The sequence below is a fragment of the Streptomyces sp. NPDC007157 genome (assembly GCF_040634235.1).
In the GTDB taxonomy this organism is placed as follows: Bacteria; Actinomycetota; Actinomycetes; order Streptomycetales; family Streptomycetaceae; genus Streptomyces.
Window position 1 is genome coordinate 259,520 of record NZ_JBEYFE010000005.1, and the last position, 15,884, is coordinate 275,403.

Consider the following 15,884-nt stretch of genomic DNA (forward strand, 5'->3'; position numbering starts at 1 on the left):
TCAGGCGGTATCGATGGAATCGCTGTGTGGATACCATGCGTTCGGGTACGGCGGATCCACCTGACAGCTGGCAGCACCTCTGAATGGGAGGCGGGAGCCATGCGATCGATGAGCCGCACCGGACTGGTGAGCGCGGTCCTGGGACTGGGCGCGACCGTCGGATTCGTCGGCAGTCTGCTCAGAGAACGTAGCGCTCTGACAGCCGCCCGCGACGCTGCGGGCGAAGGAAGCGAGGAACAGCCTTCATGGGGCGTCGGCTCGTACCGCTCACGCTGGACAACCTCCAGGACCTTCCCAAGCGCTGTCGCTCGTGTGTCTTCTGGGAGCTGGATCCCGTCAGCGGCGAAGCAGCGATAAAGGCGGGTACACCCGCGGTGGAGAAGGAGGCCTGGATCTCCGCCGTCCTGCTCGACTGGGGATCCTGCGGCCGGGTGGTCTATGTCGACGATGTGCCCGTGGGCTTTGTGCTCTACGCACCGCCCGCTTACGTTCCGCGCTCCACGGCCTTTCCCACGAGCCCTGTCTCACCGGACGCCGTCCAGCTCATGACCGGCTACATCATGCCCGGCTATCAGGGACAGGGGCTCGGACGCGTGATGGTGCAGACGGTCGCCAAGGATCTGCTGCGCCGGGGCTTCAAGGCGATCGAGGCGTTCGGTGACGCTCGCTACAAGGAGCCGGCCTGTCTGCTGCCCGCCGACCATCTGCTGGCCGTGGGCTTCAAGACGGTGCGGCAGCACCCCACGCGTCCGCGGATGCGGCTGGAGCTGCGGACGACGCTCTCCTGGAAGGAAGACGTGGAGCTGGCGCTCGACCGGCTCCTGGGGGCCGTACAGAAGGAACCAGCGCTGCGGCCGCTCTGAGGGTGCCCCGTGGTTGATCGAAGCGAGTCCTCAAAGCGAATGGGCCAGCCCCGAGGGGTTGGCCCATTCGTGTTTCACGTGAAACGTCACTCGGCGATGTAGTCGTCGAGGTCACGCAGGAGCGCGGCCTTCGGCTTGGCACCGACGATCGTCTTGGCGACCTCGCCGCCCTGGTACACGTTCAGGGTGGGGATCGACATGACGCCGTACTTGGCGGCCGTCGTCGGGTTCTCGTCGATGTTCAGCTTGACGATCTCGATCTTCTCGCCGTGCTCGGCGGCGATGGCCTCAAGAGACGGGGCGATCTGGCGGCACGGGCCGCACCACTCGGCCCAGAAGTCCACCAGGACGGGCTTGTCGCTCTTGAGGACGACCTCCTCGAAGTCGGCGTCGGTCACATGCTTCAGAGTGCCGGCCACGGCGGGCTCCTTTACTCGTTCGTGCGGTGGGGCGAAAGGGGGATGATCAGACGGTGGTCTTCTCGGGCTCTGCCTTCTCCTCGTCCGCGAGGGCGGCGAGGAAACGCTCGGCGTCGAGAGCAGCGGAGCAGCCGGTACCGGCCGCGGTGATCGCCTGGCGGTAGGTGTGGTCCACCACATCACCGGCGGCGAACACACCCGTCAGGTTGGTGTGCGTCGAGGGCGAGGCGACCTTCAGGTAGCCCTCCTCGTCCAGGTCCAGCTGACCCTTGAACAGCTCGGTGCGCGGGTCATGGCCGATCGCGATGAACAGGCCGGTCACTGGCAGGTCCGAGAGCTCACCGGTCTTGACGTTGCGCAGCTTCAGACCGGCCAGCTTCTGCTCGCCCTGGACCTCGGCGATCTCGCTGTCCCAGGCGAACTTGATCTTCGGGTCGGCGAAGGCGCGCTCCTGCATCGCCTTGGAGGCGCGCAGGCTGTCCCGGCGGTGGACGATCGTCACGGACTTGGCGAACCGAGAGAGGAAGGTGGCCTCCTCCATCGCGGTGTCGCCGCCCCCGATCACGGCGATGTCCTGCTCCTTGAAGAAGAACCCGTCACAGGTGGCGCACCAGGAGACACCGCGACCGGAGAGGGCGTCCTCGTTCGGCAGGCCCAGCTTGCGGTGCTGGGAGCCGGTGGTGACGATGACGGCCTTCGCCTTGTGGACCGTGCCGGCGGTGTCGGTGACGGTCTTGATCTCACCGGTCAGGTCGACGGAGACGACGTCGTCCGGAATCAGCTCGGCACCGAAGCGCTCGGCCTGGGCACGCATGTTGTCCATGAGGTCGGGACCCATGATGCCGTCGCGGAAGCCCGGGAAGTTCTCCACCTCGGTGGTGTTCATCAGGGCACCGCCCGCGGTGACGGCACCCTCGAACACGAGGGGCTTCAGCGACGCGCGCGCGGTGTAGAGCGCCGCCGTGTAGCCGGCGGGCCCGGAGCCGATGATGATCACGTTACGGACGTCGCTCACGACTTGATTCCTCGTCTCTGGTCTACGTCATTCGACCGGTGGGAGTTCTTGTCAGAAGCTCTCACCCCACCCAACGGATCCTACGGGGCGCGCATTCCCGGTGTGTCCGGGCACACGGGCACCCCACACCGTACGGATTTCCACGCCGGGACGGACGATGCGTCCTCCGCTGCGAAGGATCGCTCCGAGGGCACTCCAGGGCCGTTCAGGGGCGTGCCAGAGACTCCGTCAGCAGAACCTCACCAGGGGAGGCCGATGGCCGGCTCTCGCACGTGGCGTCGATGATGAAGACCGTCACCCGGGTGGTGTCGGAGGCATCGGGGAGCACGACGAGGAAGGCGTCCTTCCCCGCGTACGTTCCCCTCTTCGCAGCGAGGACGTCGTCGCCGGTCTGGTTGATGCCCTGGCGGACGCACTGCGGCACCGTCACCGAGGGCTGGATCCGGGTGGTGTAGGGCGAGTCCGTCGAGCCGGGCGAAGTGGACTCGCTCTGGATCCCTAGATCCGGCTTCTTGGAGCCACGCAGGCCCGTCTTCGTACCGAGGAGGTTCGCCACCTCGGTCTGGAGAGTGCCCTTGGAGAAGCCCTCGGCGGAGGTGGTCGGCTTGCCTTGTGCGGTCGTCGGTCCATTGCCACCGAGTGAGTGGAGGAAGAACGAACCGGCACCCAGGACGGCCGCGGTGAGGACGGCTCCGAGTACGACGGTCCGCCGGCGCCGGCCGTATCCCTGCCCGCGGTCCTTGCGGCCGGGACCGGTCGACGCGTTCGACCGACCGGCGGGACGGTCCACCGGGGGCGACGGGAGGGGCGATGTTTCACGTGAAACATGCGTCTCGGGTGTCTCGGGTGCCGTGACGCTCAGGAGTGCCTCGGCGGCGAGGGCGGCGTCGATCCGGCCCGCGACGTCCGCAGGCATACGGGGCGGTTCCGGGAGCGCGCCCAGCAGGCCCCGGATCTCCTCCAGCGAAGCGTGGACGTCGGCACAGAGGTCGCACTCGTCCAGGTGCTGTCGTACTTCCGTGGTCCGGGCATCCGGGAGCAGGCCTTCGGTGAGGTCGGAGATCTCCGCGACGTCCGGGTGCCCGGTCGTGTCTGTCGTGGAAGTCACGCTCGCCCACCTCCGCCCTTCACTGCGGCTGAATCACTCGGCCCGGTCTTCTGTGAGCCCCCGTCCTGAGGCCTCGCTGCCGGTGGGACGGATGTCCCCTCCGCCCGGTTCCGTGCCGGGTCCGGCTCGTTCTCGTCGCCGGTTTTTTCCGGCCGCAGATGGGTGAGCAGGGGCAAGAGTCTCGCTCTGCCGCGGGCGCAGCGGCTCTTCACCGTTCCTGTGGGCACGTCGAGGATCTGAGCTGCCTCCGCGACCGGATAGCCCTGCATGTCGACCAGGACAAGGGCGGCGCGCTGATCATGCGGGAGCGTGCCGAGGGCTTCGAGCAGCTGGCGGTGCAGATCGTTGCGCTCGGCTGGAGCGGAGGCCGATTCATGCGGCTCGAGCAGCTGCTCCAGCCGCTCGGTGTCGTCGACGGGTGCGGTCTTCCGGGAGGCCGCCTTGCGGGCCCGGTCGAGGCAGGCGTTGACCGTGATCCGGTGCAGCCAGGTCGTGACGGCCGACTGGCCCCGGAAGGTGTGGGCGGCCCGGTAGGCGGAGACCAGGGCGTCCTGGACGGCGTCAGCGGCCTCCTCACGGTCCCCCAGGGTCCGCAGCGCGACCGCCCAGAGCCGGTCCCGGTGCCGCCGCACGATCTCACCGAAGGCATCGGGGTCGCCTTCCACATGGCGGGCGAGCAGGTCCTGATCGCTCACGCCGTCGTATCCGGCCCCCTCCGCCATCTATCCCTCCGCCCTGCGATCAGCTGGTCACCTTGATGTCTGCCACCCGTCCGCGATAGGTGCCTTCGTCCGTCAGCGGCAGCTTGGTCAGCCAGACCAGCAGATAGCGGGACTTGAGGGACTCGTTCGGCTTCAGGGTCACGCTCGTACCCGAGCCGTCGGCGACCTTCGTGTACGCGGCGAAGGACGTCGGCTCAGTGCTGGCGTTGCTGGATGCGGCGCGCAACTCGACGGACGTGTCTCCCACGAAGGTAACGGTCACCTGCCCAATCTGCTGGATCTTCCCGAGATCGAGGATGACGCCGAGGCCCGGCTTCAGGTTTCCGAAGGTGGCGCCCTTGTAGTAATCGGTCTGCCAATAGGTCGAGAGACTCTTGTCGTAGACCTTGCTTATGTCGGACGGCTTCTCGGACCCGTCCCCGAAGGGGTCAAAGTCTCGGGCCCCGGTGATGGCGATCGGCTCGCTGGCGGTCTTCGGCGCCTTCTTGTCGCCGTCGTCCGAGGTCTGTGTGTTGTTGGTGTCGCCGGACTTGTCGCTCTGGTCCATCAGGGCGTCCGCGAGCTGCCAGCTGCCCAGTCCCAGCGCGGCGATCAGCAGGGCGGAGACCGCCCACTTGAGGGCCTTGCCGGTACGGCTCTGGAGCGGGGGCGGCGGGGTCTGGAGGGCCTGCGTCACGCCGGGAGGCGTGGGGCGGCCGTAGGTGCCCTGCTGGTAGGTGGTGCGCTGGTACTCGGGAGGCGCCGTGAACGACGGCTCCGGCGGGCGGATGCGCGGCATCTCGCCGATCGCCTTCACCAGCTCCTCAGGCGTGGTGCACGCGGACTCGTGGCGGGAGGCGGTGGCGCCGTCGTTGACCAGGGCCCGCATGGCGAGCTCCGACAGGCCGCGGTGGACACCGGCCCGCACCTGGTCGGGGGCGATCAGACCGACGTCCTTGGGCAGTCCCGGCAGACCGTAGGCGTCGCTCGGGTACGGCCAGCGCTGGGTGAGTGCCGCATACAGCAGGGCGCCGATCGCCTCGGTGTCGGTGCGCTGCGGGGTGTCCGAACTGATACCGCGCAGCGCCGCGTTCACCGCCAGGCCGCGGATACGCCACTGACCCGTGGAGGCGCGCAGCACGGCGTTGGGGTTGAGCCGGAGATGGGCCAGCCCCTCACGGTGCGCGGCCGCCATCGCGGAGGCGATCTGACTGACCATCTGGTAGGCGTCGTGCGGCTCCAGCGGTCCGGCCGCGAGCAGCGCGGTCAGCTCGGTGGCGTCAGGCAGCCACTCGTGCACCACGTAGACGAGGTCGTTCTCCTCGACCGCGTCCAGGACCTGGACGAACCGGGGATCCCCGAGCAGCGCGGCGGAGCGGGCGGCGGCCAGCACGGCGCGGGTGCGCGCGTGGTCGGCCGGCAGGATGTGCACGCCGACGGCCCGCCGCAGTTTCTCGTCGACCGCACGCCAACTGCTGAATCCGTCCAGACGGGTGACGCACTCCTCGAGACGGTAGCGTCTGGCGAGTTTGTGACCGCTGTGCAGTTCGGGAGGTGAGGCCTTCTTCCCTGGGCTTGCAGCCGTGCCGCTCCCCTGTGCCTCTTCGCTGTCCGTGTCCCGCTCCGGGTTCTGGGCCACCCCGTCGGCCGTGGACTGGACCGCCTTGGCGGTCAGCGGCTTGTCACCGCTGTTGTCTGCCACGTCGACGGCAGCCGTGCTCCGTTCCGCCACCGTCGTTCCCTGCCTCCCCATCCGTTGCACGCTGTCCGACGCCGAAACCAATTGTGCCCACAGTCTGCCGCTATGCACGACACGCGGCGGCGGACGATGGTTGTGCGCGTACCCCTACCTCAGCGCCCCAGACGCCCGCGCACCATACCCACGAGGGAGTTGAGCTCCTCGATTCGCATGCGGCGCGCGGCGATGTAGAAGACGCCGAGCAGTACGACTCCGCCGGCCACCAGCGCGGCGAAGGAACCGATCACGCCTTGACCCAGAGTGTGGCCGATGCCGAAACAAGCCGCACCACTGAGCAGAGCGGCCGGTACGGACGCGATGCACAGCCGCGCGTAGGTACGGGTGACGCGGGTGCCGTCGAGGTCGCCGCCGAGCCGCTTGCGCAGCCGCTTCCAGGCGATACCCACGCCGATCGCGTAGGCGAGGCCGTAGGAGGCGGCCATGCCGGCCACCGCCCAGCGGGCCGGGAGCAGGACATAACAGGTGACCGAGGCGCCCGCGTTGACCGCGGCGACGATGACCGTGTTGTAGAAGGGGGTGCGGGTGTCCTCGTACGCGTAGAACGCGCGCAGGACGACGTACTGCACCGAGTACGGGATCAGGCCGAGGCCGAAGGCCATCAGCATGAACCCCATGTTGGTGGCCTCGCTGGTACCCGAGGAACCGAAGATCAGGGTGCACATCGGGATGCCGAGTGCCACGAAACCGAAGGCGATGGGCACGATCGCCACGGCGGTGGTCCGCAGGCCCTGGGAGATGTCGTCGCGGACGGCGCCGGTGTCGTCCTCGGCGGCCGAGCGGGAGATCCGTGGCAGCAGGGCCGCCATCAGGGAGACCGTGATGATGGCCTGGGGCAGGCCCCAGATCAGCTGGGCGTTGGCGTAGGCGGCGAAGCCGGTGCCGTCGACCGGGGAGTTCTTGCCGGCCGAGGTCGACAGCTGGGAGACGACGAGCGCGCCCGCCTGGTTGGCGAGGACGAACAGCACGGTCCACTTGGCGAGCGTGGCGGCCTTGCCGAGGCCGTGGCCCCTCCAGTCGAAGCGCAGCCGCATCCGGAAGCCGGTCTCGCGCAGGTAGGGGATCATCGCCAGGGCCTGGACCACGAGGCCGAGCAGCACGCCGAGGCCGAGCAGCCGCTGGCCTTCCGGCGGGATGGTGGTGACCTTCATGCCGGAATGCGCGGCGGTGCCGTACACCCAGATGAACAGGCCGAGGGTGACGATGATGACGATGTTGTTGAGGACCGGGGTCCACATCATCGCGCCGAACTTGCCCCGCGCGTTGAGGACCTGACCCATCACCACGTGGATGCCCATGAAGAAGATCGAGGGCAGGAAGTAACGGACGAAGGTGATGCCGACCTCGTTGGCCGCCGGGTCGCTGGCGACCGAGTCGGACAGCAGGCGGATCAGGAAGGGCGCGGCCGCCATCGTGGCCGCGGTGAGCAGGCCCAGCGCCACCATCACGAGGGTCAGCAGACGGTTGGCGAACGCCTCGCCGCCGTCATCGTCCTCTTTCATGGCCCGTACCAGCTGCGGCACGAAAACGGAGTTGAGGCCGCCGCCGACGGTCAGGATGTAGATCATCGTCGGCAGCTGGTAGGCGACCTGGAACGTGTCACCGAGGAGGCCCACTCCGAGTGCGGAGACGATCAGCGCGGAGCGGACGAAACCTGTGAGGCGGGAGACCATCGTGCCCGCCGCCATCACGGCACTGGACTTCAGCAGCCCGGAGGCCCGCCCGCCTTTCTTGGCCGCGGGGGCCGAGGGAGCCGCCGGAGCGGCGGGTACCGGCTCGGCGACAGGGGCCTGGGGTGCGGACGGGGCCTGCGGGAACTGGGATGCCGCGTAGTGAGGAGCCGCGTGCTGGTTCTGGGCTGCGGGAGCCTGCGGCGCCGACGGGTACTGGCCCGAGGGCGGCGGGTACTGGCCGACGCGGGGCGGGTACTGGCCCGCGGGACCCGGGACGGACCGGGGGTCCGTCTGCGGGTTGCCGCCGCCCTGCTGCTGGTCCCGGAACAGGTGCGCGAAGGCGTCCGGCTCGTGGCGCTCCTCACCGGAGTGCGTGACCAGATCGTCCACGCCCACGAACTGGGTGGTACGCGGATTGTCGCCGTAGGGCAGGTACTGGTTCGGGCCCTCCGGCTCCGGCGCCGGGGTCTGGGCCCACACATGCGGGTCGGGGGCGTACGGCGACTGGGTGGGCTGGCCGTACAGGGGCTGCTGCGGGTACATGCCGGGGGGCGGCGGGGGGTGCGCGGCGCGGTCGTAGAGCGCCTCGGCTACCGGGTCCTGGGCGGAGAGGTCCTGCGCCCGGTAGGGGTCCTGGTCGTAGGCGTCCTGGAGGTACATGTCAGCCGCGTGCTGCGGCGGGACCTGGCCGGCCTCCGGCGGCGGCTCGGGGTAGCCCGAACCGGCCGCGCCCTGGCCGCGTTCACCGTCGTACGGCGCGTTCATGGTTACCCCACCTCATCGTCCCGGGCCACACCGGCCACGACATCGCTCAACGGTCCACTCTCTCACCCGTTCCGGACGGGTCGGCGCTTTCCGGTGCGGTGTCCGGTGTCGGGTCACTCGGCTGCTCAGGGTCGTCTGCCCCGGAGCGGGCCCCGGACTCTTCCTGGAGACGATCCTCACGGGCGTCGGGGTTCCCCGGCCGGCCGGTGTCCTCGGAGCCCCGGACCTCCAGGGCCTCGGGGCCCTCCGGGGCCTGCGGAGCCTCGGGGGCGTCCTCGCCCGCGTCGTCGGGGCCGTCGCCTTCCTCGGCACGGCGGGCGGCCGCCCGCTTGCGCTGGGTGTACATCCGGAACCCGGCGAGCACCAGCAGCAGCACGCCGCCGCCGATGACCAGCATCACGGTGGGCGTGACCTCGGTGACCTTCACATCGAACTGGACCGGGGCGCCATACTCCTGGCCGTCCTCGGTGTAGAGCTGGGCGATGACCTCCACCCGGCCGTTGGCGTTGGCCGACGTGGAGAACTTCACGGACTGGGTGTGGCCGCCGGAGACCTCGACCGGCTGTTCGTAGTAGGCCTTGCCGCCGATCTCCAGTCGGGTCGGCATCGTCGAGGTGAGCCGCAGGACGAGGTGGTCGACGCCCTGGACCAGGTTGTTCTGGACGGTCACCGGGATGGTGGCGCTGCGGCCGGAGAGCTTGGTCTCGGACTTGTCGATCAGCTTGACCTGACCGGTGAGGCTGTCGAGCCAGGACTCCACGCTGGTGCGGAAACTGTCGGCCTCGCTGCCGCGGCCCCGCCACGACGTGGACATCTCACGGTTTATGGCCCGCCCGAAGGGGGTCACTACCCGGGACTGGTTGGTGAGGACCACCTGGAAGTTGTCGAGCTTGTCCTGGGTGCGGGCGATCTGCTCGAAGGCCGTCCGGGGCAGCTCCTGCTTGCGCAGCGAGGAGGGGTAGGCGGACGACGAGGGGATCTTCGTGGTCGCGCCGGGGTCGGGCTTGTCCTTGGCCGCTGCCGCGAGGTCCTGGGACCGCGACCAGTTGCTGTCCTGCAACGTGGTGATCGCCGTCGCCATTGCCTGGACCTGGCTCGCCGACGGCATTCGCTGCGGGGCGATGACGATGCTGCGCTGTTTGTCGGTCTGGGTGTTCAGCGCCAGGCTCTGGGCCAGGAACTGCTGTACCGCGAGGGTGACCGAGTCGGCCTTCGTCAGATCGCCCTGGAACGCCGTGGACAGTCGTGCGTCCGCGACCACCGCCGTCGTCCCGCCACCGATCGGACGTGCCGCCGAGGGCGTGTAGGGCAGCCCGCCCGTCTCCTGGAGGCTGTCACTGCGGGCGATCACCTTGTCGGCACCCGCAGAGGTGGCGACTTTGATGATCGACGGGTCGACGGCACCGTTCACAGGCCATGCGAAGTCCGTGCTCGGTGTGACATGGAGCACAGTCTCCACTGTGGTGGCGGCGACGTCGGTGGCGTCCTTGAGGTGACTCAGCGATCCGGTGACGCTGGTGCCGTTGTGAGCGAGGGAGGCCAGGTCCGGGTCGGCGAAGGGAAGGGCCACGACCTCCTTGTCCGCCACCGCGTTCTGCAGATCGGCCAGGAACTGCTTGGCCACCGCCTGGTGGGTGCCTGCCGTGGTGGTGTCCCCGGCGCCCTGGATCCGGTAGCTGCGGGTCATCGCGTCCACGGAGGCCAGCAGGTCCGGGTCGATCACCCAGGTGACGTCCAGGTCCTTGCCGAGCGACAGCATCTGCGCCAGCCGGCCGCCGGGCGAGATCTCCTTGGCGAGGTCGTCATTGAGGAAGACCGGCGTCTGCAGTTCGCCCGCGCCCGTCTTCGCCGTCACATGGACGGTGGAGATCAGCGGCCACAGGTACGTGGTCTTGGTCTGTGTGTCGGCCTCGGAGGACTGCCAGGGCAGGAACGTCCGCTGGATGCCGAGTACCTGGTCCCACGGCTGCGCGGCCGTCTGGCCGGACAGCGAGACACCGAACGGGTACACGCCGTCCTGGCCGAGGTCGAGCTTGTCGACCGGCACGGAGATGCTGAAGTGCTCGGCGACGCCCGGGGCGAGCGAGTCGAAGTCCTCGGTGTACTTGCCGCCGACCGCGGTGCCGAGGCTCGACTGGAGGTCGTCGGGGTGCCTGGCCGCGGAGTCGATCGCGGAGCGTGTGTTGAGCTGAGAACCCACGCGCAGGTCCACCTGGGCGTCTGTGACGGCCTGCTTGCCGTTGTTGGTCACCGTGCCGGAGACCGTCAGCGTGTCCCCGTCGCTGGGGGCGCTGGGGCTGAGCGAGTCCAAGGCGACGGACACCGTGTCGGAATCGGCCGCCTGCGCCGGCACCGCGGCGGGCAACTGCACCAGTGCGGCCAGCAGGGGCGCACCCGCGAGCAGTGCCCCGGTGCGCCGCAGCCAGCGACGGGCAGGTGAGGGCGTCCCCTGGAAGTCTGCCGCCTCGGCCACGCGCTCGTCCGTCCCTCGTCATCGTCAGTGGTCGTCGGAATGTGCGTCCACGCATGGTAACGATGCGCGCTGAGCGGAAGTGCCGCGGTCTGCTCCACAAGATCGGGGGAGGAGACCGGCCCGTCCCCTATATCCAGTATCGTCGGGAGACTCATGTAAGCGCCGAGCGCTGCCCTTGTGCGGGTATGGAGTGAGCTGTCCCACGCCTCATGTATGGAGGCTCTGTGTGGGGTGCTGCCGGAATATGGAGGCGCTTCGGGCCGCCCGGGCCACGTACCCTTTTCTGTTGTGCCGAACGCCAATGAAGACACTCCTTCCTCTGCCCTGAGCCAGGCGCAGCAGCGCGCGGTGAGCGAGCTGCTGCGGGTGGCGCCCGTCGCCGACGACCTCGCACGCCGATTCCAGGAGGCCGGGTTCTCGCTTGCCCTGGTCGGCGGCTCGGTCCGGGACGCACTGCTGGGCCGGCTCGGCAACGACCTGGACTTCACCACCGACGCCCGCCCCGAGGACGTACTGAAGATCGTCCGGCCCTGGGCGGACGCCCTCTGGGAGGTCGGTATCGCTTTCGGCACGGTCGGCGCGCAGAAAGACGGCTACCAGATCGAAGTGACCACCTACCGCTCCGAGGCGTACGACCGGACCTCGCGCAAGCCCGAGGTGTCGTACGGCGACTCCATCGAGGAGGACCTCGTCCGGCGTGACTTCACGGTCAATGCCATGGCGGTGGCGCTGCCGGAGAAGGAGTTCATCGACCCGCACGGCGGGCTGGTCGACCTGGCGGCTCGTGTGCTGCGGACCCCGGGTACGCCCGAGGACTCCTTCTCGGACGACCCGCTGCGGATGATGCGTGCCGCACGCTTCGCGGCCCAGCTCGACTTCGAGGTGGCACCTGAGGTCGTTGCCGCGATGAAGGACATGGCCGGGCGTCTGGAGATCGTCTCGGCCGAGCGGGTCCGGGACGAGCTGAACAAGCTGATCCTCTCCGCTCATCCCCGCAAGGGACTGACGCTGCTCGTCGACACCGGTCTCGCAGACCATGTCCTGCCCGAGCTCCCCGCCCTGCGTCTGGAGAGTGATGAGCACCACCGGCACAAGGACGTCTACGACCACACGCTGATCGTCCTGGAGCAGGCCATGGCGCTGGAGGAGAACGGTCCCGACCTCACTCTCCGCCTCGCCGCGCTGCTGCACGACATCGGCAAGCCGCGCACCCGCCGTTTCGAGAATGACGGCCGCGTCTCGTTCCATCACCACGAGGTGGTCGGCGCGAAGATGACCAAGAAGCGCATGACGGCCTTGAAGTACTCCAACGAACTGGTGAAGGACGTCTCACACCTGGTCGAACTCCACCTGCGCTTCCATGGCTATGGCGCTGGGGAGTGGACGGATTCGGCGGTGCGCCGCTATGTCCGTGACGCGGGCCCCCTGCTCGACCGTCTCCACAAGCTGACCCGTTCCGACTGCACCACCCGTAACAAGCGGAAGGCAGTGGCGCTCTCCCGTGCCTACGACGGCCTGGAGGAGCGCATCGCCGAGCTTCAGGAGCGGGAGGAGCTTGACGCCATCCGTCCGGACCTCGATGGCAACCAGATCATGGAGATCCTGGGAATCCGGCCGGGGCCGGAGGTCGGCAAGGCCTACAAGCACATGCTGGAGCTCCGGCTGGAGAACGGGCCGATGGAGCGCGACGAGGCGGTGGCCGCGCTCAAGGAGTGGTGGGCCGATCAGGGCTGAGCGCATGGAACGGGTCATGTTTCACGTGAAACATGACCCGGCCGCGATCGAAGAGGGGCGATGTTTCACGTGAAACATCGCCCCTCGCGGTGTCGGAATCGTTGCCGTAGGCCGGAGGGATTCCCTGACTCTGCCGGGACCCTCAGTGGCGCTCGAAGCGCGCCATGCCCACCGCGACCCCCGCGTAGATGAGGGCGACGGTGATGACGAGGGTGGCGGAGCGGCCGTCCGGCGGGAGCATCAGGGCCGCGACGCCGGCGGCGCCCACGAAAGCCACGTTGAAGAGCACGTCGTACACGGAGAAGATCCGGCCGCGGAAGCCGTCGTCGACGGAGGACTGGACGATGGTGTCGGTGGCGATCTTCGCGCCCTGGGTGATCAGCCCCAGGACGAAGGCGGCGACGAGCATGGGGACGGTCGTGAACGGAAGACCCAGAGCGGGCTCCAGTACGGCGGCGGACGCGGCGCACACCACGATCCAGCGCCCGGGGCCGAGTCGTCCCACGGTCCACGGCGTCACCACGGCCGCCGCGAAGAAACCCGCGCCGGAGATCCCCAACGCCAGCCCCAGCAGCCCGAGCCCGTCGTCAGGGTCGGAGGAGAGGGCGTAGCGGCACAGCATCAGCACCAGGACGAGCAGGGCGCCGTAGCAGAAGCGCATCACTGTCATGGAGAGCAGCGCCCAGGCCGCCTCGCGCCGCCGGGGCGCGGCGAGGTGCCGTATCGCCTCCAGGAGGTCGCGTGCGGTGGTGATCACGGCCGTTCCCAGGCTTGGTTGTGCCGGATGCCGGTCGGGGCCGAGGAGCCCGGGGGCCATCGTCATCGAGGTGAGGGCTGCGGACAGGTACAGCGTTGCGCCCAGCAGTACCACCGCGGCATCGGAGTCCGAGGCCAGCAGCCGTACGGCGAAGGCGAGGCCTCCGCCGACGGTCGCGGCGAGGGTTCCCGCGGTCGGGGACAGTGAGTTGGCCAGCACCAGACGTTCGGTGTCGACGACGCGCGGGAGGGCGGCGGACAGCCCCGAAAGGACGAAGCGGTTGACGGCCGTGACGCACAGGGCGGAGACGTAGAAGAGCCAGTCGGGGACATGGGCGGCCATCAGGACGGCGGTGACCGCAGCCAGCAGTGCGCGCAGCAGGTTGCCGTAGAGGAAGACCTGGCGGCGGCGCCAGCGGTCCAGCAGGACGCCGGCGAAGGGGCCCACGAGGGAGTACGGGAGGAGCAGGACGGCCATGGCCGAGGCGATTGCGGCCGGTGAGGTCTGTTTCTCCGGCGAGAAGACGACATAGGCGGCGAGCGCGACCTGGTAGACGCCGTCCGCGCCCTGGGAGAGCAGACGGACGGCGAGCAGGCGGCGGAAGTCCCGCAGGCGCAGCAGGACACGCAGGTCGCGGACGACGGGCATGGGGCACAGCCTCACACACGGGGAGAGTCCCCGGGTCGGGGGACCCGGGGACTCTCACAGCCCTGGCAGGAGCGTTCTTTTGCGAGCGACGGACGTCAGCGCTCGACGTCGCCGCGGATGAACTTCTCGACGTTCTCGCGGGCCTGGTCGTCGAAGTACTGGACCGGCGGGGACTTCATGAAGTAGCTCGACGCGGAGAGGATCGGGCCGCCGATACCGCGGTCCTTGGCGATCTTCGCAGCGCGCAGGGCGTCGATGATGACACCCGCGGAGTTCGGGGAGTCCCAGACCTCGAGCTTGTACTCCAGGTTCAGCGGGACGTCACCGAAGGCACGGCCCTCGAGGCGGACGTAGGCCCACTTGCGGTCGTCGAGCCAGGCGACGTAGTCGGACGGGCCGATGTGGACGTTCTTCTCGCCGAGGTCCCGGTCGGGGATCTGGGAGGTGACGGCCTGCGTCTTGGAGATCTTCTTGGACTCCAGGCGCTCGCGCTCGAGCATGTTCTTGAAGTCCATGTTGCCGCCGACGTTCAGCTGCATCGTGCGGTCCAGGACGACACCCCGGTCCTCGAACAGCTTGGCCATCACGCGGTGCGTGATGGTGGCGCCGACCTGCGACTTGATGTCGTCGCCGACGATCGGGACGCCCGCCTCGGTGAACTTGTCCGCCCACTCCTTGGTGCCGGCGATGAAGACCGGGAGGGCGTTGACGAAGGCGACCTTGGCGTCGATGGCGCACTGGGCGTAGAACTTCGCCGCGCTCTCGGAACCGACGGGCAGGTAGCAGACGAGGACGTCGACCTGCTTGTCCTTGAGGATCTTGACGACGTCGACCGGCTCGGCCTCGGACTCCTCGATGGTCTCGCGGTAGTACTTGCCGAGACCGTCGAGGGTGTGGCCGCGCTGGACGGTGACACCGGTGTTGGGCACGTCGCAGATCTTGATGGTGTTGTTCTCGGAGGCGCCGATGGCGTCCGCCAGGTCGAGGCCGACCTTCTTGGCATCCACGTCGAACGCGGCGACGAACTCGATGTCCTTGACGTGGTAGTCGCCGAACTGGACGTGCATCAGCCCGGGGACCTTCGACGCCGGGTCGGCGTCCTTGTAGTACTCGACTCCCTGCACCAGCGACGCGGCGCAGTTGCCCACACCGACGACGGCTACGCGAACCGAACCCATTCCGGTTGCTCCCTGTGTGTACGAGTGAGGCCCTGAACGGGTCTCACGTGGCGGTGTCGTCGGGCGAATCCGGCCGGAGGATGCCCCCGGACCGGGGCAGGACGCCCGGCGCTCCATTGGTGGTGTTCTCCTGAGCGGACTCTCCGGAAGCGGAACCCTTCAGGTCCCGTCCGGCCCGCTCGCTCTCGATGAGCTCGTTCAGCCAGCGCACTTCGCGCTCCACGGACTCCATCCCGTGGCGCTGGAGCTCAAGCGTGTAGTCGTCGAGGCGCTCCCTGGTGCGCGCCAGCGAGGCGCGCATCTTCTCCAGGCGCTCCTCCAGCCGGCTGCGCCGGCCTTCCAGCACGCGCATCCGCACATCGCGCGAGGTCTGCCCGAAGAAGGCGAACCGTGCCGCGAAGTGCTCGTCCTCGTAGGCGTCGGGGCCGGTCTGGGAAAGGAGCTCCTCGAAATGCTCCTTACCTTCGGCCGTCAACCGGTAGACGATCTTGGCGCGGCGGCCGGCGAGCGGCGCGGCGAGGGCGTCCTCGGTGGTGTTTCCCGGTTCCTCGATCAACCAGCCGTTGGCGACCAGCGTCTTGAGGCAGGGGTAGAGCGTCCCGTAGCTGAACGCCCGGAAGACGCCCAGTGATGTGTTGAGCCGTTTCCGCAGCTCATAGCCGTGCATCGGGGATTCGCGGAGCAGACCGAGTACGGCGAACTCAAGGATGCCGGACCGTCGGCTCATGGTCGCCCCCTCTCGTCTCTGACGCGCTTATCTCGCTCTGATGTATCGACTCGATACATCCCGACGA

General features: G+C 68.7%; 12 protein-coding genes. 2 read left to right on the forward strand and 10 right to left on the reverse strand.

What is annotated here, in order from left to right; all coding sequences use genetic code 11:
* Nucleotides 1-245: 245 nt before the first annotated feature.
* Entirely contained in the window at nt 246-863 is a 618-nt protein-coding gene (locus tag ABZ642_RS11380; RefSeq protein WP_360480797.1) for a GNAT family N-acetyltransferase, read from the forward strand.
* Nucleotides 864-949: 86 nt separating this feature from the next.
* On the opposite strand, the gene trxA is transcribed toward ABZ642_RS11380, so the two are convergent.
* The 7 genes from trxA to ABZ642_RS11415 form a co-directional block, all read right to left on the reverse strand.
* Entirely contained in the window at nt 950-1,282 is a 333-nt protein-coding gene (gene trxA / locus ABZ642_RS11385; RefSeq protein WP_351695853.1) for a thioredoxin, read from the reverse strand.
* A gap of 46 nt (nt 1,283-1,328) precedes the next feature.
* Nucleotides 1,329-2,297 carry a thioredoxin-disulfide reductase gene (gene trxB / locus ABZ642_RS11390; protein ID WP_360480801.1) on the reverse strand — a complete coding sequence of 323 codons (969 nt, stop codon included), beginning with the start codon at nt 2,295-2,297 and terminating at the stop codon, nt 1,329-1,331.
* Nucleotides 2,298-2,502: 205 nt separating this feature from the next.
* A complete protein-coding gene (locus ABZ642_RS11395) occupies nt 2,503-3,405 on the reverse strand; it encodes a hypothetical protein (protein WP_360480804.1) in 903 nt (300 codons plus the stop codon).
* Entirely contained in the window at nt 3,402-4,127 is a 726-nt protein-coding gene (sigM, locus tag ABZ642_RS11400; protein ID WP_360480807.1) for an RNA polymerase sigma factor SigM, read from the reverse strand. The genes ABZ642_RS11395 and sigM overlap by 4 nt, the downstream gene beginning before the upstream one ends.
* Nucleotides 4,128-4,146: 19 nt before the next feature.
* Complete coding sequence (locus ABZ642_RS11405; RefSeq protein ID WP_360480809.1) at nt 4,147-5,838, reverse strand: serine/threonine protein kinase; 1,692 nt, start codon at nt 5,836-5,838, stop codon at nt 4,147-4,149.
* Between the two features lie 119 nt (nt 5,839-5,957).
* Nucleotides 5,958-8,300 carry a murein biosynthesis integral membrane protein MurJ gene (gene murJ / locus ABZ642_RS11410; RefSeq protein ID WP_360480812.1) on the reverse strand — a complete coding sequence of 781 codons (2,343 nt, stop codon included), beginning with the start codon at nt 8,298-8,300 and terminating at the stop codon, nt 5,958-5,960.
* A gap of 46 nt (nt 8,301-8,346) precedes the next feature.
* On the reverse strand, nt 8,347-10,773 hold the full coding sequence (locus ABZ642_RS11415) for a DUF6049 family protein (RefSeq protein WP_360480815.1): 2,427 nt from the start codon (nt 10,771-10,773) through the stop codon (nt 8,347-8,349).
* A 288-nt stretch (nt 10,774-11,061) separates the two neighbouring features.
* Here ABZ642_RS11415 and ABZ642_RS11420 point away from each other — a divergent pair, with 288 nt between their 5' ends.
* Nucleotides 11,062-12,507, forward strand: coding sequence for a CCA tRNA nucleotidyltransferase (locus ABZ642_RS11420; RefSeq protein ID WP_360480818.1), 1,446 nt, complete (start codon nt 11,062-11,064; stop codon nt 12,505-12,507).
* Between the two features lie 142 nt (nt 12,508-12,649).
* On the opposite strand, the gene ABZ642_RS11425 is transcribed toward ABZ642_RS11420, so the two are convergent.
* The 3 genes from ABZ642_RS11425 to ABZ642_RS11435 all read right to left on the reverse strand — a co-directional run bounded on the left by ABZ642_RS11425 (nt 12,650) and on the right by ABZ642_RS11435 (nt 15,817).
* Nucleotides 12,650-13,912 carry an MFS transporter gene (locus ABZ642_RS11425; protein WP_360480821.1) on the reverse strand — a complete coding sequence of 421 codons (1,263 nt, stop codon included), beginning with the start codon at nt 13,910-13,912 and terminating at the stop codon, nt 12,650-12,652.
* Nucleotides 13,913-14,007: 95 nt separating this feature from the next.
* Nucleotides 14,008-15,090: an inositol-3-phosphate synthase gene (locus tag ABZ642_RS11430; protein ID WP_360480823.1), complete on the reverse strand. Its 1,083-nt coding sequence runs from the start codon at nt 15,088-15,090 to the stop codon at nt 14,008-14,010.
* Between the two features lie 43 nt (nt 15,091-15,133).
* Entirely contained in the window at nt 15,134-15,817 is a 684-nt protein-coding gene (locus ABZ642_RS11435; protein WP_360480826.1) for a helix-turn-helix transcriptional regulator, read from the reverse strand.
* Nucleotides 15,818-15,884 lie beyond the last annotated feature (67 nt).

Excerpts from the sequence above, each read along its gene's own strand:
- ABZ642_RS11380 (WP_360480797.1), top strand. The coding sequence starts at position 246 with ATGGGGCGTCGGCTCGTACCGCTCACGCTGGACAACCTCCAGGACCTT.
- sigM (WP_360480807.1), bottom strand. The coding sequence starts at position 4,127 with ATGGCGGAGGGGGCCGGATACGACGGCGTGAGCGATCAGGACCTGCTC.
- murJ (WP_360480812.1), bottom strand. The coding sequence starts at position 8,300 with ATGAACGCGCCGTACGACGGTGAACGCGGCCAGGGCGCGGCCGGTTCG.
- ABZ642_RS11425 (WP_360480821.1), bottom strand. The coding sequence starts at position 13,912 with ATGCCCGTCGTCCGCGACCTGCGTGTCCTGCTGCGCCTGCGGGACTTC.
- ABZ642_RS11430 (WP_360480823.1), bottom strand. The coding sequence starts at position 15,090 with ATGGGTTCGGTTCGCGTAGCCGTCGTCGGTGTGGGCAACTGCGCCGCG.
- ABZ642_RS11435 (WP_360480826.1), bottom strand. The coding sequence starts at position 15,817 with ATGAGCCGACGGTCCGGCATCCTTGAGTTCGCCGTACTCGGTCTGCTC.